Below are 24,705 nucleotides of genomic sequence, written 5' to 3'. Positions count from 1 at the left end.
AATCACCTCGGCTGTGTTATAATTTGCGACCTTTGAATCCGGGATACAGTAGAGGGATAGCGGTTAGATGAGCGACCTTGCGAGAGAAATTACACCGGTTAACATCGAGGAAGAGCTGAAGAGCTCCTATCTGGACTATGCGATGTCGGTCATTGTTGGCCGTGCGCTGCCGGACGTCCGCGATGGCCTTAAGCCGGTACACCGTCGCGTACTATACGCCATGAACGTATTGGGCAATGACTGGAATAAAGCCTATAAAAAATCTGCCCGCGTCGTCGGTGACGTCATCGGTAAATATCACCCGCATGGTGATACCGCCGTTTATGACACCATCGTTCGTATGGCGCAGCCATTCTCCTTGCGTTACATGCTGGTAGATGGTCAGGGTAACTTTGGTTCAGTCGACGGCGACTCCGCTGCGGCGATGCGTTATACGGAAATCCGTATGTCGAAAATCGCTCATGAGCTGATGGCCGACCTGGAAAAAGAGACCGTTGATTTCGTCGATAACTACGACGGCACCGAGCGCATCCCAGATGTGATGCCAACCAAGATCCCGAACCTGCTGGTTAACGGTTCGTCTGGTATCGCGGTCGGTATGGCAACCAACATTCCGCCGCACAATATCACCGAAGTGATCAATGGCTGCCTGGCCTATATCGACGATGAAGACATCAGCATTGAAGGGCTGATGGAACACATCCCGGGTCCGGACTTCCCAACGGCGGCGATTATCAACGGTCGTCGCGGTATTGAAGAAGCGTACCGCACCGGCCGCGGCAAGATTTACATCCGTGCCCGCGCCGAAGTGGAAGCGGACGCTAAAACCGGCCGTGAAACCATCATTGTTCACGAGATCCCGTATCAGGTGAACAAAGCGCGTCTGATTGAAAAAATCGCCGAGCTGGTAAAAGAAAAACGCGTTGAAGGCATCAGCGCGCTGCGTGACGAGTCTGACAAAGACGGTATGCGCATCGTGATTGAAATCAAACGCGACGCGGTGGGTGAGGTTGTGCTGAACAACCTGTACTCCCAGACTCAGCTTCAGGTTTCCTTCGGTATCAACATGGTTGCGCTGCACCATGGTCAGCCGAAGATCATGAACCTGAAAGAGATCCTGAGCGCGTTCGTGCGTCACCGCCGTGAAGTGGTGACCCGTCGTACCATCTTCGAACTGCGCAAAGCGCGTGACCGTGCGCACATCCTTGAAGCGCTGGCGGTTGCGCTGGCCAACATCGACCCGATCATCGAACTGATCCGTCGTGCGCCAACCCCGGCGGAGGCGAAAGCCGCCCTGATTTCCCGTCCGTGGGATTTGGGTAACGTCGCCGCGATGCTGGAACGTGCGGGCGATGACGCAGCCCGTCCTGAGTGGCTGGAACCTGAGTTCGGCGTGCGTGACGGTCAGTATTACCTGACTGAACAGCAGGCTCAGGCGATTCTGGATCTGCGTCTGCAGAAACTGACCGGCCTTGAGCACGAGAAACTGCTCGACGAATACAAAGAGCTGCTGGAACAGATTGCTGAACTGCTGCATATCCTGGGCAGCGCAGAGCGTCTGATGGAAGTGATCCGTGAAGAGCTGGAGCTGGTCCGCGATCAGTTCGGCGATGCGCGCCGCACCGAAATCACCGCGAACAGCTCTGATATCAACATTGAAGATCTGATCAACCGCGAAGACGTGGTGGTCACCCTGTCTCACCAGGGCTATGTGAAGTATCAGCCGCTGACCGACTACGAAGCACAGCGTCGTGGCGGTAAAGGTAAATCTGCGGCACGCATTAAAGAAGAAGACTTTATTGACCGCCTGCTGGTGGCGAACACCCATGACACGATCCTCTGCTTCTCCAGCCGCGGTCGTCTGTACTGGATGAAAGTCTATCAGCTGCCGGAAGCGAGCCGTGGCGCGCGTGGCCGTCCAATCGTTAACCTGCTGCCGCTGGAAGCGAATGAACGTATCACCGCCATCCTGCCGGTACGCGAGTACGAAGAGGGCGTGAACGTCTTTATGGCGACCGCCAGCGGTACCGTGAAGAAAACCGCGCTGACCGAGTTCAGCCGCCCACGTTCCGCCGGGATCATCGCGGTGAACCTGAACGAAGGCGACGAGCTGATCGGTGTGGATCTGACCTCCGGTTCTGATGAAGTGATGCTGTTCTCTGCGGCCGGTAAAGTGGTGCGCTTTAAAGAGAACGCCGTTCGTGCAATGGGTCGTACCGCTACGGGCGTTCGTGGTATCAAACTGGCTGGCGAAGACAGCGTTGTTTCTCTGATTATTCCGCGCGGTGAAGGGGCTATCCTGACCGTGACGCAGAATGGTTACGGTAAACGTACGGCGGAAGGGGAATACCCAACCAAGTCTCGCGGCACGCAGGGCGTTATCTCTATCAAAGTGACCGAGCGCAACGGTTCCGTTGTGGGCGCGGTGCAGGTAGACGATGCCGATCAGATCATGATGATCACCGATGCCGGTACGCTGGTGCGTACCCGCGTGTCTGAGATCAGCGTGGTGGGGCGTAACACCCAGGGCGTGATCCTCATCCGTACAGCGGAAGATGAAAACGTGGTGGGTCTGCAGCGCGTTGCTGAGCCGGTGGATGACGAAGAGCTCGATTCCATCGACGGTAGCGTTGCGGAAGGCGATGATGATATCGCGCCGGAAGCCGACACCGACGATGACGTAGCGGATGACGCTGACGAGTAATGTCTCCTGATGCAAAAAAGGGCCGGATTCCGGCCCTTTTCTTTTGCACAAGCAGATAAGTCAACGTTGCGACCTGGCGCGTTTACCGCTACCTTAACCACATTCTTTTGACCCCGACGGCGGAGCCTCGCCCCCTTGAAATACCTCGTCTCCTTTCGTACTACGCTGAAAGTTTCTCGCTATCTGTTTCGGGCGCTGGCGCTCTTGCTTTGGCTGCTGGTGGCCTTGTTCTCGGTGTTTTACATCGTTAACGCGCTACACCAGAAAGAAGCGGAGATCCGCCAGGAGTTTAACTTAAGCTCCGACCAGGCCCAGCGCTACATTCAGCGAACGTCTGACGTGATGAAGGAGCTGAAGTATATTGCCGAAAATCGTCTGACGGCGGAAAACGGCATTCTTGCGCTTCGCGGGCGTAACGACAAAACCGAAGTCCCGGACTTCCAGCCGCTGTTCCCGGATTCCGATTGCTCCACCATGAGCAATACCTGGCGCGGGTCGCTGGAATCCCTTGCCTGGTTTATGCGCTACTGGCGCGACAATTTCTCCGCCGCCTATGACCTGAACCGCGTATTCCTGATTGGCAGTGAAAATCTCTGCATGGCTGACTTTGGCCTGCGCGACGTGCCCGTTGAGCGTGACGATGCGCTGAAAAGCCTGCATGAACGTATTGTGAAATATCGCAATGCGCCGCAGGACGAGCGCGGGAATAACATCTTCTGGGTTAGCCAGGGCCCGCGACCGGGCGTGGGCTATTTCTACGCCCTGACGCCGGTGTATCTGGGCAATCGCCTGCAGGCGCTGCTGGGGATTGAGCAGACCATTCGCATGGAAAACTTTTTCACTCCGGGCAGCCTGCCTATGGGGGTGACCATTCTGGATGAAAACGGTCATCAGCTGATCTCACTCGCCGGGCCGGATAACCGGTTAAACGTTGAACCTCACTGGATGCAGGAGCGGTCGTGGTTTGGCTATACCTCTGGCTTCCGCGAGCTGGTGCTGAAGAAGAGCCTGCCGCCTTCGTCGCTGAGTATTGTCTATTCGCTGCCGGTGGATATGGTGCTTGAGCGGATACGTATTCTCATCATGAATGCGATTCTGCTGAACCTGATCGCGGGCGGGGCGCTGTTTACCCTGGCGCGCATGTATGAGCGGAAAATCTTTATTCCGGCCGAAAGCGACGCCCAGCGGCTGGAGGAACACGAGCAGTTTAACCGGAAGATTGTCGCGTCGGCGCCGGTGGGGATCTGCATTCTGCGTACCCAGGACGGAACCAACATCCTGAGTAACGAGCTGGCGCATAACTACCTGAACATGCTGACGCACGAGGACCGCCAGAGGCTGACGCAAATTATCTGCGGTCAGCAGGTTAACTTTGTCGACGTGCTCACCAGCACGCACACCAACCTGCAGATCAGCTTTGTGCATTCCCGCTATCGCAATGAAAACGTGGCGATTTGCGTGCTGGTGGATGTCTCCGCGCGCGTGAAGATGGAAGAGTCGTTGCAGGAGATGGCGCAGGCCGCGGAGCAGGCCAGCCAGTCGAAATCCATGTTCCTTGCCACCGTCAGCCACGAGCTGCGAACGCCGCTGTACGGGATCATCGGTAACCTCGACCTGCTGCAGACCAAAGAGTTGCCGAAAGGGGTCGACAGGCTGGTGACGGCAATGAACAACTCCTCCAGCCTGCTGCTGAAAATCATCAGCGATATTCTCGACTTCTCTAAAATTGAGTCTGAGCAGCTGAAAATCGAACCGCGGGAGTTCTCGCCGCGCGAGGTGATGAACCACATCAGCGCCAACTATCTGCCGCTGGTGGTGCGTAAACAGCTGGGGCTCTACTGCTTTATTGAACCTGACGTGCCGCTGACGCTGCACGGCGATCCGATGCGCCTGCAGCAGGTCATTTCTAACCTGCTCAGCAACGCCATCAAATTCACCGACGTTGGCTGTATCGTGTTGCACGTCTGCCGGGCGGGGGATTACCTGAGCATTCGCGTGCGCGACACGGGCGTCGGCATCCCGGCGAAGGAAGTGGTCCGCCTGTTCGACCCGTTCTTCCAGGTCGGGACCGGCGTGCAGCGTAACTTCCAGGGCACCGGACTGGGGCTGGCGATTTGTGAGAAGCTCGTCAGCATGATGGACGGCGATATCTCTGTGGATACCGAGCCCGGTATGGGCAGCCAGTTCACCATCCGTATTCCGCTCTATTCGGCGCAGTATCCGGCAAAAGCGACGGTGGACGGTCTGAGCGACAAGCGCTGCTGGCTGGCGGTGCATAACGCCTCGCTGAATGACTACCTGACGGCGCTGCTTGCCCACAGTGGAGTCAGGGTGTGTCTCTATGAAGGTCAAACACCGGATGTGGACGATGTGCTGATCGCCGACGAGTTGCCGGAGCAGCCGTGGCAGGGGAGAGGGGCAGTGCTCTTCTGCCGTCGCCACATCGGCATTCCTGTCGAGCGTGCGCCCGGGGAATGGGTACACAGTGTTGCAACGCCGCACGAGCTGTTGAGCCTGCTGGCGCGCATCTACAAAGTGGAGCTGGAAGAGCGCGACGGCGCGGGCGGATTGCCGTCACCGGAGTCTCTGGCGTCGGTGAATGACGATATGATGATTCTGGTGGTGGATGACCATCCGATTAACCGTCGCCTGCTGGCTGACCAGCTTGGATCGCTGGGCTACCAGTGCAAAACCGCCAATGACGGCGTGGATGCGCTGAATGTGCTGAGTAAAAATCATATTGATATCGTGCTTAGCGACGTCAACATGCCAAACATGGACGGCTACCGTCTGACGCAGCGCATCCGACAGCTTGGCCTAACGCTGCCGGTAGTGGGCGTAACGGCGAACGCGCTGGCGGAAGAGAAACAGCGTTGTCTGGAGTCAGGCATGGACAGCTGTCTGTCGAAACCGGTGACGCTGGACGTGCTGAAGCAGACGTTGTCGATTTACGCGGATCGCGTGAGAAAAACCAGAATATAAAAAAGGCCCGCAAGGGCCTTTTCGTTTTTTCACCCCCTCCCCGTGGGAGAGGGACGGGGTGAGGGCATCAGGCCGCACACCCGTCCGGGATCAATCCTTGTCCGTTGCGCTCAGCGTAACGGAGGAGAGATAGTTCAGCAGAGCAATATCGTTGTCCACGCCCAGCTTCATCATCGCTGATTTCTTCTGGCTGCTGATGGTTTTAATGCTGCGGTTCAGCTTCTTGGCAATCTCGGTTACCAGGAAACCTTCTGCGAACAGGCGCAGAACTTCACTCTCTTTCGGGGACAGGCGTTTGTCACCGTAGCCACCCGCGCTGATTTTTTCCAGCAGACGAGAGACGCTCTCAGGCGTGAACTTCTTGCCTTTCTGCAGCGCAGCGAGCGCTTTTGGCAGATCGGTCGGGGCGCCCTGTTTCAGCACAATCCCTTCGATGTCCAGATCCAACACCGCGCTGAGGATCGCCGGGTTGTTGTTCATGGTCAGAACAATGATCGAGATATCCGGGAAGTGACGCTTAATGTATTTGATGAGCGTGATCCCATCACCGTATTTGTCTCCAGGCATGGAGAGATCGGTAATGAGCACGTGTGCATCAAGCTTTGGGAGGTTATTGATCAGTGCTGTAGAGTCTTCAAATTCACCGACTACATTCACCCACTCGATCTGTTCAAGTGATTTGCGAATACCGAACAGTACAATCGGATGGTCATCGGCAATAATTACGTTCATATTGTTCATGTATAAGGCTACCTTGCTACAGCAAGCTTTTGACGTAGGCGTCAATGTCGCTGATGTATTTTTCAATGCCAGAGGCATCTTTCTCACGAATTAGATGTTCCAGCGTTTCACATAACTGCTTGCCGGGAACCAGATTAAGCATGGCAAACACCCCTTTAAGCCGGTGTGCTGTCTGTGCCAGCGCTGCAAAATCATTCGCAGCGGACTCAGTATACAACCGCTTAACATCATCTGGTACTGTATCAACAAAGAGTGAATAGTATCCGCTGGCGTGAAGCTCGGCATTTTCATTGCCGCCTAACGGTGACTCCGTTATCTCTTCCTGCGCCAGCTGCTCTTCTATTAGTTGTAGTACAGCTTCCTGCATCGCATTGCTTATATTAAAGTTGACGCGCAGCTGGCCAGGGCCGATTTTCCGCACGCCTGACTCATCATCGCTTAAAAGCAAGCCGGAGGCAGTAAGATTAGACGGATTATCAGTTAAAAACAGATCAAATTCTTGACTTGCAAGTCTTTCATCCGGCGTGATGCAGGCCGCTCCCCAGTTTTCTAACTGACGAACGACAATATTGCGGATCTCGTTCGAGGTCACGTCGACCATCACCACGACGTCATCCAGCAGACGTTCCTCATCTTCTTCCTGCGGATTGGCCGCCATTTTCACGTGCAGAGAATAGCGGGTGCCGAGGGATTCACGAGCTTTGATATTCAGGTGGCCGCCGAGCTTACGCGCCAGCTGATCGCACAGCCAGAAGGTCAGGGCATTGGCCTTGCCGTAGCGATCGCTCTGCGTGTCATTCAGGAACGGGAAGTGCAGATTATCAATTTCGCTCGTTGTGACGCCTTCCCCGGTGTCCAGGATGCGGAACGTCAGACGGTCTTCTGCCGACTCCTCGGTGCTGACTTCAAGGGTGATCTTGCCGATCTGCGTGGTGGTCACGGCGTACTGAATAATCATCAGCAGAATACGGCGCAGCGCTTCGCGATCGCCGTGGCGTTCGTCATTCGCAGGGAGATTGTTATTGATCAGCAGCTGCAGCCCTTTGCGCTTGATGACGGGCAGCACTTCCGGCACCACTTCATCGATCAAATCCTGAATGGAGAAGAGGGCTGGCGTTCCCTTCCAGAAATCATTCTCCAGCATGTTCGCCAGCTGGATCTCATCAACCATTCTGACCAGCGAATCGGCCTGGCAGGCAAGCTGGTGGCTTTCAGAGGTGTTTAACGCCGCCGCCTGGGTCGCCAGCGTTTTTAACGGCTGCTTGAAGGCATCGCCAATGTTCTGCATAAATGCGGCGCGCCCCTGCTGGTTTTTCTCATACAGCCTTTGTGCCTGCTTGAGCTTTTTATTGACCAGCACTTCGCGATCCTGATCGCGGATAATGAAGATTTGCGTGCGGGGAGCCACCTGGCTGCGGAACTGACGGATCTCGTACAGTTCATTGTTGATGGTGGCCTGAATCACCCCCTGGTGTTGATCCGCCATGGTGGTGATGTTCTGCAGGTTAAGATGCGGCAGCAGATGGTCGGCAATTTTGTTGCTCATCACCGTACGATTCGCCTCCTGGTCGTGAACCAGGACCCCAAGCGGCAGCACGGAAACAATCTCTTCATTCAGTGCACGCAATACGCGCAGCTCATTGCTGGTGCCAGCCGGAACCGCAGAGGCGTCGCTCTGACGACCCGTCTGGAAACGGAAGGTGCTGTAGCCAAACAGGGCCAGCGCCAGCAGACCGATATTCAGCAGCAGAGGCAGCAGGATATTTTGCAGGGTGTCGAGCAACAGCGTGCCAAACGGCACCTGCCACACCAGGCGCATACCGGTCGAGTTCAGCGATGAGGCAATTTCGATTTTCGAGCCGTTAAAGGAGATCGATACGCTCTCTGCGGCCTCTTTGTCAGACGCCGCACGCATGTTCTGGGTGCTGGTGTCTGGCTCCAGGCGGAAGCTGTCGAGCGGCATGTCCGGCGGGATTAAATCATTAATCGGTAAATCGAAGGCCACTACCGTCGCCAGATGTCCGGGCTGGTTGAACGTGGTGCGCAGAGTAAAATAATGGCCGTTTTGCCAGGCCAGACGACGCAGGGAAGAGAAACTCTCACGTTCATCAAGGGCGTTCGCCTGCTGCAGCATCTCTGCCCGGCGGGAATCGACGATGCTGCCCACGGTTGTCTCTTTAAAGCCGGACGAGAGATCTTTTAACGGCAGCGTTGAGATCAGGATCATGCTGTTATCCTGACCGTTCAGATAATACATCGACCACGGTACCGTTTCGGCACCCCAGAGAGTATCCAGATAGGTCGAAATACGCTGCGTCATCTCAAGCGTCGCGCTGTCATGAGAGCCAAAGATAAGGGCCTCGGTCTTACGCTGCGGTTTTTCGAGATAATAGACATCCTGCTTAAGCCGCGTCTCCTGAAGTCCATCCCCGGATGTCGAGGTCGGGGCAGCCGCGATATTGTCGTAAATCTGCCAGGTGGCGTAGCGCCAGGTGTCTATGCGCTTGTGCACGGCGTGGGTGATATCAACGACCTGATAGCTCTTATCCTTCAGCCAGGCGTTAACCGCGCTTTGTACCATCACCCCCATGGTGACTAACAGCACAACGATCAAAAGAAGAAAGAAACGGGTGATGCTCCCTGGGAGGAGGGAGAATTTGCTCGGGGCGGTAGTTTCAGTCTGACTCATTGATATCTTTAACCCGTTATGGTCGTGCTCTGTGGCGATAGGGCAGTATAAAGGGTAATAACTGAATTTCCAGCGCGACTGTCCGGGAAGAGGCGACTTTTTCTCCGGACAATATCGGCGGCGGGGAGTGCAGAAAACATGTACAAACTCGCCATGCGCGTACAAATAATCGACCCACGCCGTCAATAAATAGCACGAATTAACAAGAAATTAAGTTTTGCACCAATTTATGGACTTCGGAGAATACCCGACGAGAATTTAGTTAATAGTCGTTACAATTACGGTGTGGTAGCACAAAAAAAGAGAAGTTACGTAAAGAAAGGTAAAAAAAAACCGAATGCGAAGCATCCGGTTCAATTAGGGATAAACAGACATTCAAAACTGAATGACGGTAATAAATAAAGTTAATGATGATAGCGAGAGTTATTTTAGAGATTAGCTGCGATCTTGTTTTGTCATTCAGTGCTGTAACGGATTTTATTGTAACTTACTGATGTTTATGGGGTGATTTTTTCGTTTGATTATAAGTGCTAATTTTCTAAGCTATTTGTGCTTTGTAAAAGTTCCTTGATATTTACATTTTGAAACATGTTGATAGATAAATGAAACATCTTCAAAGTTTTCGTATCATATTCGCATTGGATTATTCTGTAATTTTGAGGAGAATGAAATTGCCGACTGGTTAATGAGGGTTAACCAGTAAGCAGTGGCAATTATAAGGCATATAACAGAGGGTTAATAAAATGAAAGTTAAAGTACTGTCCCTCCTGGTACCAGCACTCCTGGTGGCAGGCGCAGCAAATGCGGCCGAAATTTATAACAAAGATGGCAACAAATTAGATCTGTACGGCAAAGTCGATGGTCTGCACTATTTCTCTGACGACAAGGGTGCCGACGGCGACCAGACCTACATGCGTCTTGGCTTCAAAGGCGAAACTCAGGTTAACGATCAGCTGACCGGTTACGGCCAGTGGGAATACCAGATCCAGGGCAACACCTCCGAAAGCGAAAACGATGCCTGGACGCGTGTGGCGTTCGCGGGTCTGAAATTCGGTGACGCGGGTTCTTTCGATTACGGTCGTAACTACGGCGTAATCTACGACGTAACCTCCTGGACTGACGTTCTGCCAGAATTTGGCGGCGATACCTACGGCGCAGACAACTTCCTGCAGTCCCGTGCTAACGGCGTAGCGACCTACCGTAACCAGGACTTCTTCGGTCTGGTGGATGGTCTGAACTTTGCCCTGCAGTATCAGGGTAAAAACGGCAGCGTAAGCGGTGAAAACGTAGGTGGCCGTAGCCTGCTGAAACAGAACGGCGACGGCTACGGTGCATCCGTGACCTATAACCTGGGTGAAGGTTTCAGCGTGGGCGGCGCAATGTCCTCCTCCAAACGTACCGCCGATCAGAACGGCGCAAGCGTTTACGGTCATGGCGATAACGCAGAAGTCTATTCTGGTGGCCTGAAATACGATGCCAACAACATCTATCTGGCAGCGCAGTACTCCCAGACCTACAACGCAACCCGTTTCGGTACCTCTAACGGCGACAGCCCGACTACCGCTTACGGCTTCGCTAACAAAGCGCAGAACTTCGAAGTGGTTGCTCAGTACCAGTTCGACTTCGGCCTGCGTCCATCCGTGGCTTACCTGCAGTCTAAAGGGAAAGACATCGAAGGTTACGGCGATCAGGATCTGCTGAAATATGTTGATGTTGGTGCGACTTACTACTTCAACAAAAACATGTCTACCTACGTGGATTACAAAATCAACCTGGTTGATGAAAATGAATTCACCCGTCAGGCGGGTATCGGTACTGACGATATCGTCGCGCTGGGCCTGGTTTACCAGTTCTAATCGCTTCACCGTGTGACGTAAGGGGCCTGATGGCCCCTTTTTTGTGCTTACCGGATTCTCACAACTCACCCGTTTTGGTGTACTCTTGCCGCCCTGGCATGAGGATAATAATGAATGGACATGACTTTTTTACGCGCCAGCTTTCTGGCTATGCTTTTTTTCCTGACCGCGTGTAACGATCCCACACCCGTGGCGAAAACCGACGCACCCGCCGCGACGGTGCTCGAAGGCAAAACGATGGGCACCTTCTGGCGCGTCAGCGTGATGAACCTCGATAAAACACGCACAGATGAACTTCGCGGCAAAATCCAGTCTCAGCTGGATGCCGACGATCAGCTGCTCTCAACCTATAAAAATGATTCGGCGCTGATGCGCTTTAATCTCTCCACCAGTACCTCCCTGTGGCCGGTGAGCGAAGCGATGGCCGATATCGTGACCGAATCCATACGCGTGGGTTACAAAACCAACGGGGCGATGGATGTGACCGTCGGACCTCTGGTGAACCTCTGGGGATTTGGCCCTAACAAACAGCCGGTGACCACGCCTGAACAGGCGGCCATTGATGACGCCCGCGCCCGGACAGGGCTGCAGCATCTGACGGTGATCAATCAGTACGGGCAACAGTACCTGCAAAAAGATATCCCCGATCTGTTTGTCGATCTGTCGACGGTCGGGGAAGGCTATGCGGCGGATCATCTTGCTGCGCTGATGGCCCAGGAAGGCATTTCCCGTTATCTGGTCTCCGTGGGCGGCGCGTTAGTCAGCCGGGGGATGAACGCCAGCGATAAGCCGTGGCGCGTAGCGATTCAAAAGCCGACCGATCGGCAAAATGCGGTGCAGGCGATAGTGGATATCAACGGTCACGGCATCAGTACTTCCGGAAGCTATCGTAACTATTACGAGCTTGACGGGAAGCGTATTTCGCATGTTATCGATCCGCAGACCGGGCGTCCCATCACGCATAATCTGGTCTCGGTGACGGTCATCGCCCCCACCGCGCTGGAAGCGGATGCCTGGGATACCGGATTAATGGTTCTCGGCCCGGAAAAAGCCAAAGAGGTGGTTCGCCAGGAAGGACTGGCCGTTTATATGATCACCAAAGAAGGCGACGGGTTCAAAACCTGGAGCTCGCCGCAGTTCAAGAGTTTCCTGGTGCACGACAAAAATTAAAAAGCAAGGTTGCGGGTTTTTTATCACTGGCGCTCAGGCACGCTCTATGTATGCTTACATGAGGAGCCGATAATGAGAAACCCGACCTTTATTACCGATGAGGATCGCTGGCAGGCCGTGCTGGCCCGCGATCCGCGCGCTGACGAGCGGTTTGTCTTCGCCGTGCAGACGACGGGAATTTTCTGCCGCCCGTCATGCCGCGCCCGCCACGCGCTGCGTAAAAACGTCCGCTTTTATCCCGATGCCCACCATGCCGTACAGGCAGGGTTTCGCCCGTGCAAGCGCTGCATGCCGGACAAACGCGATCCGCAGGAGCAGAAGCTGGCAAAAGTGGAACACGCCTGCCGTCTTCTGGAGCAGGATCCCACGCTAACCCTGGAGGGGCTGGCGCAGCAGGTCGCCATGAGTCCTTTCCATTTCCACCGTCTGTTTAAGTCCGTGACCGGCATGACGCCAAAAGCCTGGCAGCAGGCGGCGCGAGGCCAGCGCCTGCGCACCGCGCTTGCACAGGGAGACAAAATTACCGACGCCGTGCTGGCAGCGGGGTTTCCCGACAGCAGCAGCTATTATCGTAAAGCCAACGATGCGCTGGGCATGACGGCGAAGCAGTACCGCAAAGGGGATGTGGCGGTGCGTTATGCCATCAGCGACTGTTCGTTAGGACGCTGTCTGGTGGCAGAAAGCGAGCGGGGGATCTGCGCGATCCTGCTGGGTGACAGCGATGAAGAATTAACCGAAGAGCTTGCCGCGCAATTTCCAAAAGCAGCACATGCGCCGCTGGAAGAGGATTTCGCGCAGCGGGTCCAGCAGGTGATTGTCAGTATCGATAATCGCGACGTACCGCTTGCGCTGCCGCTGGATATTCGCGGAACCGCGTTCCAGCAGCGCGTCTGGCAGGCCCTTCGCAACATTCCCTGCGGCGAAACGGCAAGTTACCGGCAGGTGGCGCAGGCGATTGGCCAGCCCAGTGCGGTACGCGCCGTTGCCGGAGCCTGTGCGGCAAACACGCTGGCGATTGTGATCCCCTGTCATCGCGTGGTTCGTAACGACGGCGCGCTGTCGGGTTACCGTTGGGGGACGGCGCGAAAAGCGCTATTACTGAAACGCGAGGCGAAACGCCAGGAGGGATAATGCTCGATCTTTTTGCGGATGCTGAACCCTGGCAGGAGCCGCTTGCGCCGGGAGCTGTGATCCTGCGTCGCTTTGCGCTCTCCCGTGCGGCGGCGCTGCTGGCCGGTATCGACGAGGTGACGGCGGTTTCGCCGTTTCGCCATATGGTGACGCCGGGCGGCTACACCATGTCAGTAGCCATGGCCAACTGCGGGGAACTGGGCTGGGCGACGAACGAGCGGGGCTATCTGTATGCCCCGAACGATCCCGCTACCGGCCAGCCGTGGCCCCCGATGCCTGCGGTTTTTCAGGCTCTCTGCCACGAGGCCGCCGTAGCAGCGCAGTATCCTGACTTCCGGCCGGATGCCTGCCTGATCAACCGCTACGCCGTTGGCGCGAAGCTCTCGCTGCATCAGGACAAGGATGAACCCGATCTGCGCGCGCCTATCGTCTCGGTATCGTTAGGTTTGCCTGCCGTCTTCCAGTTTGGGGGATTACGCCGCAACGACCCGCTCAAGCGCATCATGCTGGAACATGGCGATGTGGTGGTGTGGGGCAGGGAGTCGCGGCTGTATTATCACGGCATTCAGCCGCTGAAGCCCGGGGTTCACCCGCTCACGGGCGAGTACCGTTATAACCTGACCTTTCGTCAGGCGGGGCACAGTAAACTAAAATAAGAATTATTCTTGATGTACACGCAGGGCAGTTTACACTGCTGGCTGATTTTTATTGTCCGGATTGCCTGCATGCAACTACTTCTCCTCGTCTGGCGCCAGTATCGCTGGCCTTTCATCGCAGTAATGGCGTTAAGCCTCGCCAGCGCCGCGCTGGGTATTGGCCTGATCGCGTTTATCAACGTGCGGTTGATTGAAATGGTCGATACCTCGCTCTCCGTTCTGCCGGAGTTTCTCGGCCTGCTGCTCCTGTTGATGGCGGTTACGCTCGGTTCCCAGCTGGCGCTGACCACGCTCGGGCACCATTTCGTTTTCCGTTTGCGCAGTGAGTTTATCAAGCGGATCCTCGATACTCAGGTTGAGCGCGTTGAGCAGCTCGGCAGCGCATCCCTGCTGGCGGGGCTGACCAGCGACGTGCGCGCCATCACCATCGCGTTCGTTCGGCTGCCGGAGCTGGTGCAGGGGATCGTTCTGACCTTTGGCTCGGCTGCCTATCTCGCCTGGCTCTCCAGCAAAATGCTGGCGGTGACCGCCCTGTGGATTGCCATTACAATCTGGGGCGGCTTTATGCTGGTGTCGCGCGTCTATAAACACATGGCGGTGCTGCGCGAAACCGAAGATAAGCTTTATAACGATTACCAGACGGTGCTGGAAGGGCGCAAAGAGCTCACCCTGAACCGCGAACGCGCCGAGCATATCTTTAATCATCTCTATATCCCGGACGCGCGCGAATACCGTCATCATATTATTCGCGCCGACACCTTCCACCTGAGCGCGGTGAACTGGTCAAACATCATGATGCTGGGTGCCATTGGCCTGGTATTCTGGATGGCGAACGGCCTGGGCTGGGCTGACACCAACGTCGCGGCAACCTACTCGCTGACGCTGCTGTTTTTACGCACGCCGCTGCTCTCGGCGGTCGGTGCGTTGCCCACCCTGCTGAGTGCGCAGGTGGCCTTTAATAAGCTCAAAAAATTCGATCTCGCGCCGTTTAAAGCCGAATTCCCGCGCCCGCAGGCCTTCCCGAACTGGCAGACGCTGGAGCTGCGTAACGTCACGTTCCGCTATCAGGACAGCGCCTTCTCCGTGGGGCCGGTCAACCTGACGATCCGCCGCGGTGAACTGCTGTTCCTCATCGGCGGCAACGGCAGCGGTAAATCTACGCTGGCGATGCTGCTGACCGGACTCTATCAGCCGCAGTCGGGCGAGATTTTGCTGGACGGCAGGGCGCTGAGCGCGGAGAAGCCCGAGGATTACCGCAAGCTTTTCTCGGCGGTGTTCACCGACGTCTGGCTGTTTGACCAACTGCTGGGGCCGGAAGGGCAACCGGCCAATCCTGTGCTGGTGGAAAAATGGCTGGCGCAGCTGCAGATGTCGCACAAGCTGGCGTTACAGGACGGGAAGATCCTCAACCTGAAGCTGTCCAAAGGGCAGAAAAAGCGCGTGGCGCTGCTGCTGGCGCTGGCGGAAGAGCGTGACATCATCCTGCTGGACGAGTGGGCGGCCGATCAGGACCCGCATTTCCGCCGCGAGTTTTATCAGGTGCTGCTGCCGCTGATGCAGGAGATGGGCAAAACCATTTTCGCCATCAGCCACGACGATCACTACTTCATTCATGCTGACCGCCTGCTGGAGATGCGTGACGGCAAGCTGAGCGAGCTGACCGGTGAAGAGCGCGATGCGGCCTCGCGTGACGCGGTAGCGCGCACGGCCTGATGCCCTTACCCTGGCCCTCTCCCACTGGGAGAGGGGATAAATCGTGGCCGCGATGCCGCTTTTTTCTCCATCCCGCCGCGTTGTTTATTCTTATTTACATATCCCCGCGCTATGCTTAACCCCAACTCATTTAATGGATTTATGATTGATGTCGGTATTAAAGAAAAACAGCGCCAGACAGCGTGACCAGGAGCGCGCGCGACTCATCTGGCTTCTCACGACCGATAAAGCGGTCACTTCTACGCTTTTAGGCAAACTCACCCTGGCTGAGCAATATGATGTCGGCACCCTGGCCGACGATATTGCTGAGGTAGGTGCGCTGGTTGCTCATTTACCCCCGCCGGATCTGGCGGATACCCTTGAGGCGCTTCCCTCGGAAGAGCGCCACGCCCTGTGGCGTCTGGTGCAGGATCACGAGCGCGGGCAGGTGCTGCTTGAGGCCTCCGAAAACGTCTGGGACGACCTGATCGACGAGATGAGCGACCGGGATATTCTCGACGCTCTGCAAACCCTGGATATCGACGAGCAGATTTACCTCGTTCAGCACCTGCCGCGAAACCTGACCGGTCGCCTGCTGGCGTCGCTGCCTGCCGATGAACGCGCGCGCGTGCGTCAGGTGATGCACTACGAGAAAAACAGCGTCGGCGCGATCATGGAGTTCGGCGTTATCACGGTGCGACCGGACGTCACGCTCGGTACCGTGCAGCGCTATCTGCGTCGCCTGGGCAAAATGCCGGACAACACCGATAAACTCTTTGTTACCTCCCGGGATAAAACCCTGCTTGGCGAGCTGGAGCTGAAAACCATCCTGCTCAACAGCACCCAGCGGAAGGTGAGCGAGGTGATGGAAAACGAGCCGATGGTCTTCTCCCCGGAAGACGACGCGGAGAAAGCGGCGCGTACCTTCGAGCGTGACGACCTGGTGAGTGCCGCCGTCGTGGATTCCGTCGGCAAACTGATGGGGCGTCTGACCATCGATGAGATCGTTGACGTGGTCTACGAAGAAACCGACAACGACCTGCGCGCGCTCGGGGGGATCAGCGCCGAAGATGACGTCCATGCCTCCGTCGGCAAGGCGGTGAAAACGCGCTGGGCGTGGCTGGCCATTAACCTGTGTACCGCGTTTATCGCCTCCCGGGTGATCGACGGTTTTGAACACACCATTTCTCAGCTGGTGGCGCTGGCCTCGCTGATGCCGATTGTGGCCGGAATCGGCGGCAACACCGGAAACCAGACCATCACCATGATCGTCCGCGCCCTGGCGCTGGAAAACATTCAGCCCGGTAACTTTGCCTTTCTGATCTTCAGGGAGATGGGCGTGGCGCTGATCAACGGCCTGGTGTGGGGCGGCATTATGGGCGGCATCACCTGGTGGCTGTACGACGATATGGCCCTGGGCGGCGTGATGATGCTGGCGATGGTGCTGAACCTGCTGGTGGCATCAATGATGGGGGTCATTATCCCGCTGACGATGACCAAACTGGGGCGCGACCCCGCGGTGGGGTCGAGCGTGATGATCACCGCCATCACTGATACCGGCGGTTTCTTTATTTTTCTTGGGCTGGCGACGATTTTTCTGCTTTAAGCCGACGCTTAATGGGGGCGGGGAGGAGTGCCATGAGAATAATCCCGCCCAGCACGCCAATCGCCAGATTGCCGGTTGATACCGTGGCGGCAACGGTGACCAGCATGACGACCGTTTCTGCTATCGGGGCCGTTTTCACCGTGGCTGGCTGAAGGCTGTGCCAGCTGAAGGTTTTGACGGCGACAATCGCCATAATACCCGCCAGCACCGCCATCGGGATGTTGGCCATCATGTCGCTGAGCGCCGTCACCAGGATCAGCAGCACGATGCCCGCCGCAAAGGTTGAAATGCGGCTTCGACCTTTCCCCATCTCCACGTTGACGATGGTTTGACCGATCATCGCGCAGCCTGCAATCCCGCCATAAAATCCGGCCAGAATATTGCCGACGCCTAGTCCAATGCTTTCGCGGCGTTTACCTGACGGTGTCGAGGTCAGCTCATCCACCAGCTTTGCCGTCAGCAGGGATTCCAGCAGGCCGACAAACGCGATGCTCAGCGCGCACGGCCAGATAATGCTCAGCGTCTGCACATTGAGCGGGACCAGCAGCTCGGTAAGACCCGGCAAACCGCCGCTCATGGAGCCTTCATCGCCCACGGTCGGCAGGGTTTGACCGGTTGAAACGGTGAACAAGGTAAGCACAACAATCGCAATCAGCGGGGAAGGGATGCTTTTGATATAGCGCGGCACCCACAGCACAATCAGTAGCGTCAGGACGAACAGGCCCACAATCAGCGGGCTTCGGCTCCAGAAATGCGGCACCTGAGCGAAGAAGATCAAAATGCCCAGGGCGTTAACAAATCCGGTCATGACCGACTGGGGTATAAAGCGCATCAGCCTTGCCATGCCCAGCACGCCAAACAGAATCTGAATCACGCCCGCCATCAGCACGGCGGGAAGAATGTACTGTACGCCGTGCTGATGCACCATCGGGCCAATGACCAGCGCCACGGACCCGGCCGCTGCCGTGACCATCGCCGGACGGCCCCCGAGTACAGACAGGGCAAGACACAGCACCACGGAGGCGATCAGGCTGACCTTCGGGTCAACACCCGCCACCACCGAAAATGAGATAACCTCGGGGATCAGCGCCAGGGCGGTAATCACGCCTGCCAGCGTTTCACGCGTCAGCCGCTTTGGGGAACGCAGCACGTTGGCTACGCGGTCTTCGGGGGATACAGCAGAATTGGGTAGGGACATAACAGTTCGCTGGTTAGGGCAGGCTTCCGTGCGCGCGATCGCAAAACGCAACATACTATCCAGTAAAACCGCGCTTTACCAGACGCATCGATAATTCCTCACAAACAATCCATCATTAAATTTCACAATTACAATAATTTCGTAACCTTTAAACAATATTTAAAAGTTGTTACCGTGCCCCCGCAGCTTTTTTCACCTGCAATTTCCACGCATCAAGCACTTTTACACTAAGGCATAAATTATGAAAAAAATGACTGCCATGCTCTTTTCTCTGGCCGTGGGGCTTAACACCGTCTCCATGGCGGCGAAAGCTGACGCACCAAAAGAGCAGGAAACGGACGTCCTTTTAATTGGTGGCGGTATCATGAGCGCCACGCTGGGAACCTATCTGCAAGAACTGCAGCCGGACTGGTCTATGACCATGGTCGAGCGCCTTGATGGCGTGGCGCAGGAGAGTTCGAACGGATGGAATAACGCCGGTACCGGACATTCGGCACTCATGGAACTGAACTATACGCCGCAGAAAAAGGACGGTTCCATTAGTATCGAGAAGGCGGTAGAGATCAACGAAGCATTCCAGGTTTCTCGCCAGTTCTGGTCTCATCAGGTCAACAGCGGCGTGATGCACGACCCGCACTCCTTCATCAACACCGTGCCGCACATGAGCTTTGTGTGGGGTGAGCAGAACGTTAACTTCCTGCGCGCGCGCTACGCCGCTCTGCAGCAGAGCACGCTGTTCCGCGGGATGAAATACTCTGAAGACCACGCGCAGATTAAAGAGTGGGCTCCGCTGGTCATGGAAGGTCGTGACCCGAACCAGAAAGTGGCGGCGACCCGTACCGAAATTGGTACCGACGTTAACTACGGCGAAATTACCCGTCAGCTGGTGACGTCTCTGAAGAAAAAAGAGAACTTCAACCTGCAGCTCAGCACCGAAGTACGCGGTTTCAAGCGCAACGCGGATAACAGCTGGAGCGTGACCGTCGCCGATCTGAAAAACAACGAAGCCGAGCACGTCATCAAGGCGAAGTTTGTCTTTATCGGTGCGGGCGGCGCGGCGCTGAAGCTGCTGCAGGAGTCCGGTATTCCGGAAGCTGACGACTACGCGGGCTTCCCGGTGGGCGGCCAGTTCCTGGTGTCCGATAACCCGGAAGTGGTGAATCGTCATCTGGCAAAAGTGTACGGCCAGGCTTCCGTTGGCGCACCGCCGATGTCTGTTCCGCACATCGACACCCGTATGCTTGACGGCAAACGCGTGGTGCTGTTTGGGCCGTTCGCGACCTTCTCCACCAAGTTCCTGAAAAATGGCTCCCTGTGGGATCTGCTCAGCGCCACGACCACCTCTAACGTCAAGCCGATGATGGACGTGGGTCTGGATAACTTCGACCTGGTGAAATACCTGATTAGCCAGGTGATGCTCTCTGACGACGACCGTTTCGAGGCGCTGAAAGAGTACTATCCGCAGGCGAAAAAAGAAGACTGGCGTCTGTGGCAGGCGGGTCAGCGCGTACAGATCATCAAGCGCGATCCGAAAGAGGGTGGCGTGCTGCGTCTGGGTACCGAAGTGGTAAGCGATAAGGATGGCACCATTGCCGCGCTGCTGGGTGCGTCACCGGGCGCGTCTACCGCTGCGCCAATCATGCTGCACCTGATGGAAAAAGTGTTTAAAGACAAAGTCGCCAGCCCGGAATGGCAGGCGAAGCTGAAAACCATTATTCCATCCTACGGCACGAAGCTGAACGGCAACGTGAGCGCGACGGAGCAGGAGCTGGAATACACCAGCCGCGTACTGCAGCTGCAGTACATCAAGCCACAGGCTGCGGATGCTGCGCCAAAAGCGGAGCTGAAGCCTCAGCCGGAAAACAAACCGGTTGCGGATATCGCGCTGTAAGGTAAAAGCAAAACGGTAACATCCGTTACCGTTTTTAGTGTTTTCTCCCTCTCCCGGTGGGAGAGAGTTGGGGTGAGGGCACCAGAGCGCACCCTTTCCTGGTCGGGTAAGGCGAAGCCGCCACCCGACTTAATTTCAACGTACTACGGCTTGTCCGATGTTCTCATCTGCCTTCCAGATGCGATACTTCACTTCCACGTTTTCAGGCGTATAGACCACGATCGGCAGCTTGCTGTTGTAGCGCAACAGACTGTTGTCGCCCAGATACGCCGTTACAAATTTCTTCTCTTTCTTGCCGTCCGGGCAGGCCATCATGGTGGAGACCGGAGAGGTCACTTTGTCAAAGACGTAATAGTCGTAACCCCAGCCTTCCAGGGTTTTGCTTTCCAGCTGACCGCCCAGGCGGTGCTGGTTGCAGTCCACTTCGAGCGTCTTGCCAATTAACAGTTCCACTTTGAAGTTCGCTTCATCCTGCTGAACCGGCAGCTGAATCACCTGACGCTTCATCCCTTTGTCCGCCTGCGGGTACGGAGCCACTTTTTCCAGCGGCTGCTGTTTTGGGGTTTCGCTGGCGAAAGCGCTGCTGCTGACGCACGCGGCGGCGATGAGGGCGATGGCAAATTTAGGTGCGTTTTTCATTGTCATTCCTTTATGTCAAAACGATCCTGCGCAGGTTAACATAACAACGATGAATGATTGGTGTTATTTACTTACATTTTCACTATAGGTAGCGTTATGCGCTTTTAATTTACCTGTTTAGTGGTTGTTTGTGCTGGTGTGGAGTCGGGTGCCAGTTCGTGTTATTTTAGACCCTATATATTGTTATTCATCTGTAAAAGGGAAGAGAGATGGTTCGTGCAAAACTGAAAACGCCTGAAGGCCGCAAGTTCCTCCTGGCGCTGCTGGTCGTATTTATGATTGCCGCCGCGTGCGTGGGGCGGGCAACCATTGTTGGCGTTATCGAACAGTACAATATTCCCCTCTCAGCCTGGACAACCAGCATGTATGTCCTGCAGTCGGCGATGATCTTCGTCTACAGCCTGGTGTTCACCGTTCTGCTGGCCATCCCGCTGGGCATTTTCTTCCTGGGCGGACGTGAGAAGCATTAAGCGCGGACTCGCCATCCTGCCGGATGGCTTTTTTTATGGTCTCATCCCACTCTCCTCAGGTTTTTTTAATCCGCGATATCCTATCCTGTAAGCATTCAGGCAACTGTTTTTAAAGCAGGAGCAGTAGATGCGTTCCAGATTTCCAGTGCTCAGCCAGATCCCCAAAGGCGTCTGGGTTGTGGGAGGCGTCAGTATGTTGATGGATATCTCGTCAGAGAGTATTCACAGCCTGCTGCCACTTTTTATGATGACCACCCTCGGTACGAGCGTGCTGTTTATCGGCCTGATTGAAGGGCTGGCGGAGGCCACTGCGCTTTTTATTAAGGTCTTTTCGGGGGCGATAAGCGACTACCTGGGTCAACGTAAGGGGCTGGCCCTGCTAGGGTATGGCCTGGGGGCGCTAAGCAAACCTCTTTTCGCATTAGCCTCCTCTTCCGGGATGGTTTTAGGCGCACGTCTGATAGATCGTACGGGGAAGGGGATACGGGGCGCACCGCGGGATGCACTGGTTGCAGACGTCACGCCGCCGGAAATGCGTGGTGCGGCATATGGTCTGCGTCAGTCAATGGATACCACAGGCGCATTTCTTGGCCCATTACTGGCCGTAAGCTTAATGCTATTGCTGGACAACGACTTTCGCACTGTTTTCTGGATAGCCCTTATCCCCGGTCTGCTTTCAGTTGCTTTGCTCTATTTTGGCCTTCAGGAGCCGAAAACTCCCCTCGAACATAAACGTACTAATCCCATTAAACGAGAGAATTTAAGGCGGCTGGGTAAAGCGTGCTGGTGGGTGATTGGCCTTGGTGCAGTGTTCACGCTTGCCCGGTTTAGCGAGGCTTTTCTCGTCCTTCGTGCGCAGCAGTCGGGCGTTCCTCTGGCCCTTATTCCGCTGGTGATGGTGGTCATGAACGTACTCTATTCCCTTTCCGCATACCCTTTTGGCAAACTTTCTGATGACATGAGCCACACCCGGCTTCTGCAGTGGGGGCTAATGGTGCTGATTGGTGCAGATGTTGTTCTGGCGCTGAGCAGCCACTGGATGGGGGTCATTTTAGGCGTCGCGCTTTGGGGAATACATATGGGTATGACCCAGGGACTACTGGCGGCAATGATCGCTAAAACCGCACCGCCCGATCTGCGCGGTACGGCTTTCGGTATTTTTAGTCTGGTCAGCGGCGTAGGATTGTTAATCGCCAGCGTGGGAGCCGGCGCGATATGGGAAACGTTTGGCGCGGAATATACGTTTTATGCCGGAGCGGTGATTTGTCTGACTACGCTTGTGTATCTGCGCAAAACGCCGGACGAGGCGAAATAAAAAAACCAGCCATCAGGCTGGTTTTCAATATGTTTTTGGTCGGCACGAGAGGATTTGAACCTCCGACCCCCGACACCCCATGACGGTGCGCTACCAGGCTGCGCTACGTGCCGACGCATAAAAAGAATACTACTCGATTCCGTTTTGAATGCAAGGGAATCTGTCGCTAACTGGTTTATTATTAATCAGTTAGCGATGAAGCGCTTCTCATCCGTCAGGACCTGCAGCAGCAGGCTCAGCTGCGGTTTCTGGTCTTTCAACCGTTCGCCCTGCAGATTATACGTCTGATAATTCCCGTTGCTGTTCAGCACCAGCGTCAGCTTCGGCGTGGTCACCACCAGCGTATTATTCCCCGCAGCCGTCACCCAGCTGTGGCGGCGCGCGGCGCTGAAGAGATCCTGCCCCTGCGAATACTCGTTTGCTGGCGTGCTGACGTGCAGCAGGCGTTGCATCAGGGTGGTCATCACATCTTTATGCTCGGTGAGCATATTGATGCGCTGCGCCGGGGTGCCAGGCCAGTGGATCACCAGCGGAACCTGCAGATTCGGGCGAGACCAGCTCATACTCTTCGTCTCGTCACCTAGCGGGATGCCATGGCCCGCGGTCACGATCACCACGGTATTGTCCAGCTTGCCCGACTCGCGAAGCGCGTCAAGTACGCGGCCTATCTGCGCATCAACATCGCCAGCCGCGCGACCGTAGCGGCGCGCAAAGTCACTCTTATTGCTGTTGGCAAGCGTTGTGCCGTTAAAGGCAACCCATGAGAACCAGCGGTTATCTTCCTGGGCGTAGCGCTGCAGCCAGTTTATCCATTGGCCGGCGGTCTGCGCGTCGGACTGATTTTGCGCCGTCGGCAGTGAGAAATCGGACAGCAGCGCCTGACGGTAAAGCGGGCTGTTAAAGCCATCGGAGGAGAACAACCCTAGCTGATAGCCTTGCTGATTCAGCCCGGTGATCAGCGCCGCAGGCGTGCGGGTAGACAGTACGCCGTCCATATAGCCGGCTGAAATGCCATAGAAGAGGCCAAAGATGCCCGCATCGGTTGTGTTACCGGAGCTCATATGCTGAGTAAACGAGACGTTCTGACTCGCGAAAGCGGCCAGCGCAGGCATCTGCTTCTCGAAACGGGAATAGTTCAGGCCATCGACGGTGATCAGCAGGACGTTTTGCCCGCGCCCCATATCGCGGTAGTTCAGGTCGCTCAGAGGATACTGAACGCTGACGGCTTCCGGGTTGCCCTGCTCGATAAGACGGCGCTGGTACTCTTGCGCATCAAGCAGACCGTGTTTCTCGAGGAAGCGACGGGCCGTCATCGGGTACGAGAGCGGCAGGTTCGCGCGCTGCATGGTAATAGGGCGATAGAAGTTCGCATCCGCCCAGATATACATGATGTGCGAACTGATAAAGGAGACGAAAAAGAGCGCGGCGACGGGCTTCGCATAATGGCGTCGCCGGGTCAGACTGCGGAGCTTTTGCCAGCTCCAGGTGGCGAACAGCATCTCAATCAGCAGGATCACAGGGACGCTGATAAACATCAGCTGCCAGTCACGGGCCGTTTCGTTCTGGTCGGGGTTAATCACGAGTTCCCAGACGATGGGGTTGAGGTGCAGGTGGAAGCGGGTGAACACTTCACTGTCGATAAGCAGCAGCGTCATCCCCACCGTCGCAAGGATGGCGGACAAGAACCGCATCAGACGCTGCGACATGACGATAAACGTCAAGGGGAACAGGATCAGCAGATAGGTGGCGAAAACCAAAAAGCTAAAGTGACCGACAACGCTTATCCAGGAGTAGATACGCCCGGTTAGCGTTGTTGGCCAGTCTGCGACAAACAGATAACGGCAGCCAATGACCGTCGCCAGCAGAATGTTGAACAGGGCAAACCAGTGCCCCCAGCTGACCATCTGGGAGACTTTTTCACGGTAGCGCTGACGATTCGTCACCATAAACTGTTGTTCGTATCCC

16 protein-coding genes and 1 tRNA gene are annotated in these 24,705 nt (G+C 55.8%); 11 read left to right on the top strand and 6 right to left on the bottom strand.

Annotated elements, in window-relative coordinates; all coding sequences use genetic code 11:
• Positions 1-67 precede the first annotated feature (67 nt).
• Together gyrA and rcsC are read left to right on the top strand one after the other, a co-directional pair.
• On the top strand, positions 68-2,704 hold the full coding sequence (gyrA, locus tag LBF07_RS04000; protein WP_039263204.1) for a DNA topoisomerase (ATP-hydrolyzing) subunit A: 2,637 nt from the start codon (positions 68-70) through the stop codon (positions 2,702-2,704).
• Between the two features lie 135 nt (positions 2,705-2,839).
• Positions 2,840-5,686: a two-component system sensor histidine kinase RcsC gene (rcsC, locus tag LBF07_RS03995; protein ID WP_094934227.1), complete on the top strand. Its 2,847-nt coding sequence runs from the start codon at positions 2,840-2,842 to the stop codon at positions 5,684-5,686.
• Positions 5,687-5,776: 90 nt separating this feature from the next.
• On the opposite strand, the gene rcsB is transcribed toward rcsC, so the two are convergent.
• Positions 5,777-6,427: a response regulator transcription factor RcsB gene (gene rcsB, locus LBF07_RS03990; RefSeq protein WP_003859405.1), complete on the bottom strand. Its 651-nt coding sequence runs from the start codon at positions 6,425-6,427 to the stop codon at positions 5,777-5,779.
• Between the two features lie 16 nt (positions 6,428-6,443).
• Positions 6,444-9,116, bottom strand: a complete 2,673-nt coding sequence (rcsD, locus tag LBF07_RS03985) for a phosphotransferase RcsD (RefSeq protein ID WP_094934226.1) — start codon at positions 9,114-9,116, stop codon at positions 6,444-6,446.
• 743 nt (positions 9,117-9,859) lie between these two features.
• Between rcsD and LBF07_RS03980 the strand changes: the two genes are divergently transcribed.
• The 6 genes from LBF07_RS03980 to mgtE all read left to right on the top strand — a co-directional run bounded on the left by LBF07_RS03980 (position 9,860) and on the right by mgtE (position 17,227).
• Positions 9,860-10,972 (top strand): porin OmpC, encoded by a 1,113-nt coding sequence (locus LBF07_RS03980; RefSeq protein WP_033146057.1) that lies wholly within the window; start codon positions 9,860-9,862, stop codon positions 10,970-10,972.
• A gap of 114 nt (positions 10,973-11,086) precedes the next feature.
• On the top strand, positions 11,087-12,142 hold the full coding sequence (apbE, locus tag LBF07_RS03975; protein ID WP_047060576.1) for an FAD:protein FMN transferase ApbE: 1,056 nt from the start codon (positions 11,087-11,089) through the stop codon (positions 12,140-12,142).
• Positions 12,143-12,214: 72 nt separating this feature from the next.
• On the top strand, positions 12,215-13,273 hold the full coding sequence (gene ada, locus LBF07_RS03970) for a bifunctional DNA-binding transcriptional regulator/O6-methylguanine-DNA methyltransferase Ada (protein WP_094934222.1): 1,059 nt from the start codon (positions 12,215-12,217) through the stop codon (positions 13,271-13,273).
• Positions 13,273-13,929 (top strand): DNA oxidative demethylase AlkB, encoded by a 657-nt coding sequence (alkB, locus tag LBF07_RS03965; RefSeq protein ID WP_094934220.1) that lies wholly within the window; start codon positions 13,273-13,275, stop codon positions 13,927-13,929. Before ada ends, alkB begins: the two co-directional genes overlap by 1 nt.
• A gap of 69 nt (positions 13,930-13,998) precedes the next feature.
• Positions 13,999-15,642 carry a multidrug ABC transporter permease/ATP-binding protein gene (locus LBF07_RS03960; protein ID WP_094934309.1) on the top strand — a complete coding sequence of 548 codons (1,644 nt, stop codon included), beginning with the start codon at positions 13,999-14,001 and terminating at the stop codon, positions 15,640-15,642.
• Between the two features lie 148 nt (positions 15,643-15,790).
• A complete protein-coding gene (gene mgtE / locus LBF07_RS03955) occupies positions 15,791-17,227 on the top strand; it encodes a magnesium transporter (RefSeq protein WP_021241530.1) in 1,437 nt (478 codons plus the stop codon).
• On the opposite strand, the gene LBF07_RS03950 is transcribed toward mgtE, so the two are convergent.
• On the bottom strand, positions 17,190-18,479 hold the full coding sequence (locus LBF07_RS03950; RefSeq protein ID WP_094934218.1) for a SulP family inorganic anion transporter: 1,290 nt from the start codon (positions 18,477-18,479) through the stop codon (positions 17,190-17,192). The genes mgtE and LBF07_RS03950 overlap by 38 nt on opposite strands.
• 187 nt (positions 18,480-18,666) lie before the next feature.
• Here LBF07_RS03950 and mqo point away from each other — a divergent pair, with 187 nt between their 5' ends.
• Positions 18,667-20,316, top strand: a complete 1,650-nt coding sequence (mqo, locus tag LBF07_RS03945; RefSeq protein ID WP_032646585.1) for a malate dehydrogenase (quinone) — start codon at positions 18,667-18,669, stop codon at positions 20,314-20,316.
• A gap of 135 nt (positions 20,317-20,451) precedes the next feature.
• Here the strand turns inward: mqo and eco are convergent, their stop codons facing one another.
• The gene (gene eco / locus LBF07_RS03940; RefSeq protein WP_033146052.1) at positions 20,452-20,955 is read right to left on the bottom strand and encodes a serine protease inhibitor ecotin; all 504 of its coding nucleotides are present in this window, start codon (positions 20,953-20,955) and stop codon (positions 20,452-20,454) included.
• Between the two features lie 209 nt (positions 20,956-21,164).
• Here eco and LBF07_RS03935 point away from each other — a divergent pair, with 209 nt between their 5' ends.
• Together LBF07_RS03935 and LBF07_RS03930 are read left to right on the top strand one after the other, a co-directional pair.
• Positions 21,165-21,425, top strand: a complete 261-nt coding sequence (locus tag LBF07_RS03935) for a DUF2534 family protein (protein WP_008500962.1) — start codon at positions 21,165-21,167, stop codon at positions 21,423-21,425.
• Between the two features lie 127 nt (positions 21,426-21,552).
• Positions 21,553-22,740, top strand: coding sequence for an MFS transporter (locus LBF07_RS03930; protein ID WP_206461962.1), 1,188 nt, complete (start codon positions 21,553-21,555; stop codon positions 22,738-22,740).
• A gap of 36 nt (positions 22,741-22,776) precedes the next feature.
• Here the strand turns inward: LBF07_RS03930 and LBF07_RS03925 are convergent.
• Positions 22,777-22,853, bottom strand: a tRNA-Pro gene (locus LBF07_RS03925).
• Between the two features lie 72 nt (positions 22,854-22,925).
• Entirely contained in the window at positions 22,926-24,686 is a 1,761-nt protein-coding gene (gene yejM / locus LBF07_RS03920) for an LPS biosynthesis-modulating metalloenzyme YejM (RefSeq protein WP_033146050.1), read from the bottom strand.
• Positions 24,687-24,705 lie beyond the last annotated feature (19 nt).

The sequence above is a fragment of the Enterobacter cloacae complex sp. ECL352 genome (genome assembly GCF_020149545.1).
Lineage (GTDB): Bacteria > Pseudomonadota > Gammaproteobacteria > Enterobacterales > Enterobacteriaceae > Enterobacter > Enterobacter asburiae_B.
The sequence above is the reverse complement of the archived record's forward strand: the minus strand, read 5'-3'. Positions and strand labels throughout refer to the sequence as shown.

Coding starts and splice junctions, on each gene's coding strand:
- gyrA (WP_039263204.1), top strand. CDS start 68: ATGAGCGACCTTGCGAGAGAAATTACACCGGTTAACATCGAGGAAGAG.
- rcsB (WP_003859405.1), bottom strand. CDS start 6,427: ATGAACAATATGAACGTAATTATTGCCGATGACCATCCGATTGTACTG.
- rcsD (WP_094934226.1), bottom strand. CDS start 9,116: ATGAGTCAGACTGAAACTACCGCCCCGAGCAAATTCTCCCTCCTCCCA.
- LBF07_RS03980 (WP_033146057.1), top strand. CDS start 9,860: ATGAAAGTTAAAGTACTGTCCCTCCTGGTACCAGCACTCCTGGTGGCA.
- apbE (WP_047060576.1), top strand. CDS start 11,087: ATGGACATGACTTTTTTACGCGCCAGCTTTCTGGCTATGCTTTTTTTC.
- ada (WP_094934222.1), top strand. CDS start 12,215: ATGAGAAACCCGACCTTTATTACCGATGAGGATCGCTGGCAGGCCGTG.
- alkB (WP_094934220.1), top strand. CDS start 13,273: ATGCTCGATCTTTTTGCGGATGCTGAACCCTGGCAGGAGCCGCTTGCG.
- LBF07_RS03960 (WP_094934309.1), top strand. CDS start 13,999: ATGCAACTACTTCTCCTCGTCTGGCGCCAGTATCGCTGGCCTTTCATC.
- mgtE (WP_021241530.1), top strand. CDS start 15,791: ATGTCGGTATTAAAGAAAAACAGCGCCAGACAGCGTGACCAGGAGCGC.
- LBF07_RS03950 (WP_094934218.1), bottom strand. CDS start 18,479: ATGTTGCGTTTTGCGATCGCGCGCACGGAAGCCTGCCCTAACCAGCGA.
- mqo (WP_032646585.1), top strand. CDS start 18,667: ATGAAAAAAATGACTGCCATGCTCTTTTCTCTGGCCGTGGGGCTTAAC.
- eco (WP_033146052.1), bottom strand. CDS start 20,955: ATGAAAAACGCACCTAAATTTGCCATCGCCCTCATCGCCGCCGCGTGC.
- LBF07_RS03935 (WP_008500962.1), top strand. CDS start 21,165: ATGGTTCGTGCAAAACTGAAAACGCCTGAAGGCCGCAAGTTCCTCCTG.
- LBF07_RS03930 (WP_206461962.1), top strand. CDS start 21,553: ATGCGTTCCAGATTTCCAGTGCTCAGCCAGATCCCCAAAGGCGTCTGG.
- yejM (WP_033146050.1), bottom strand. CDS start 24,686: ATGGTGACGAATCGTCAGCGCTACCGTGAAAAAGTCTCCCAGATGGTC.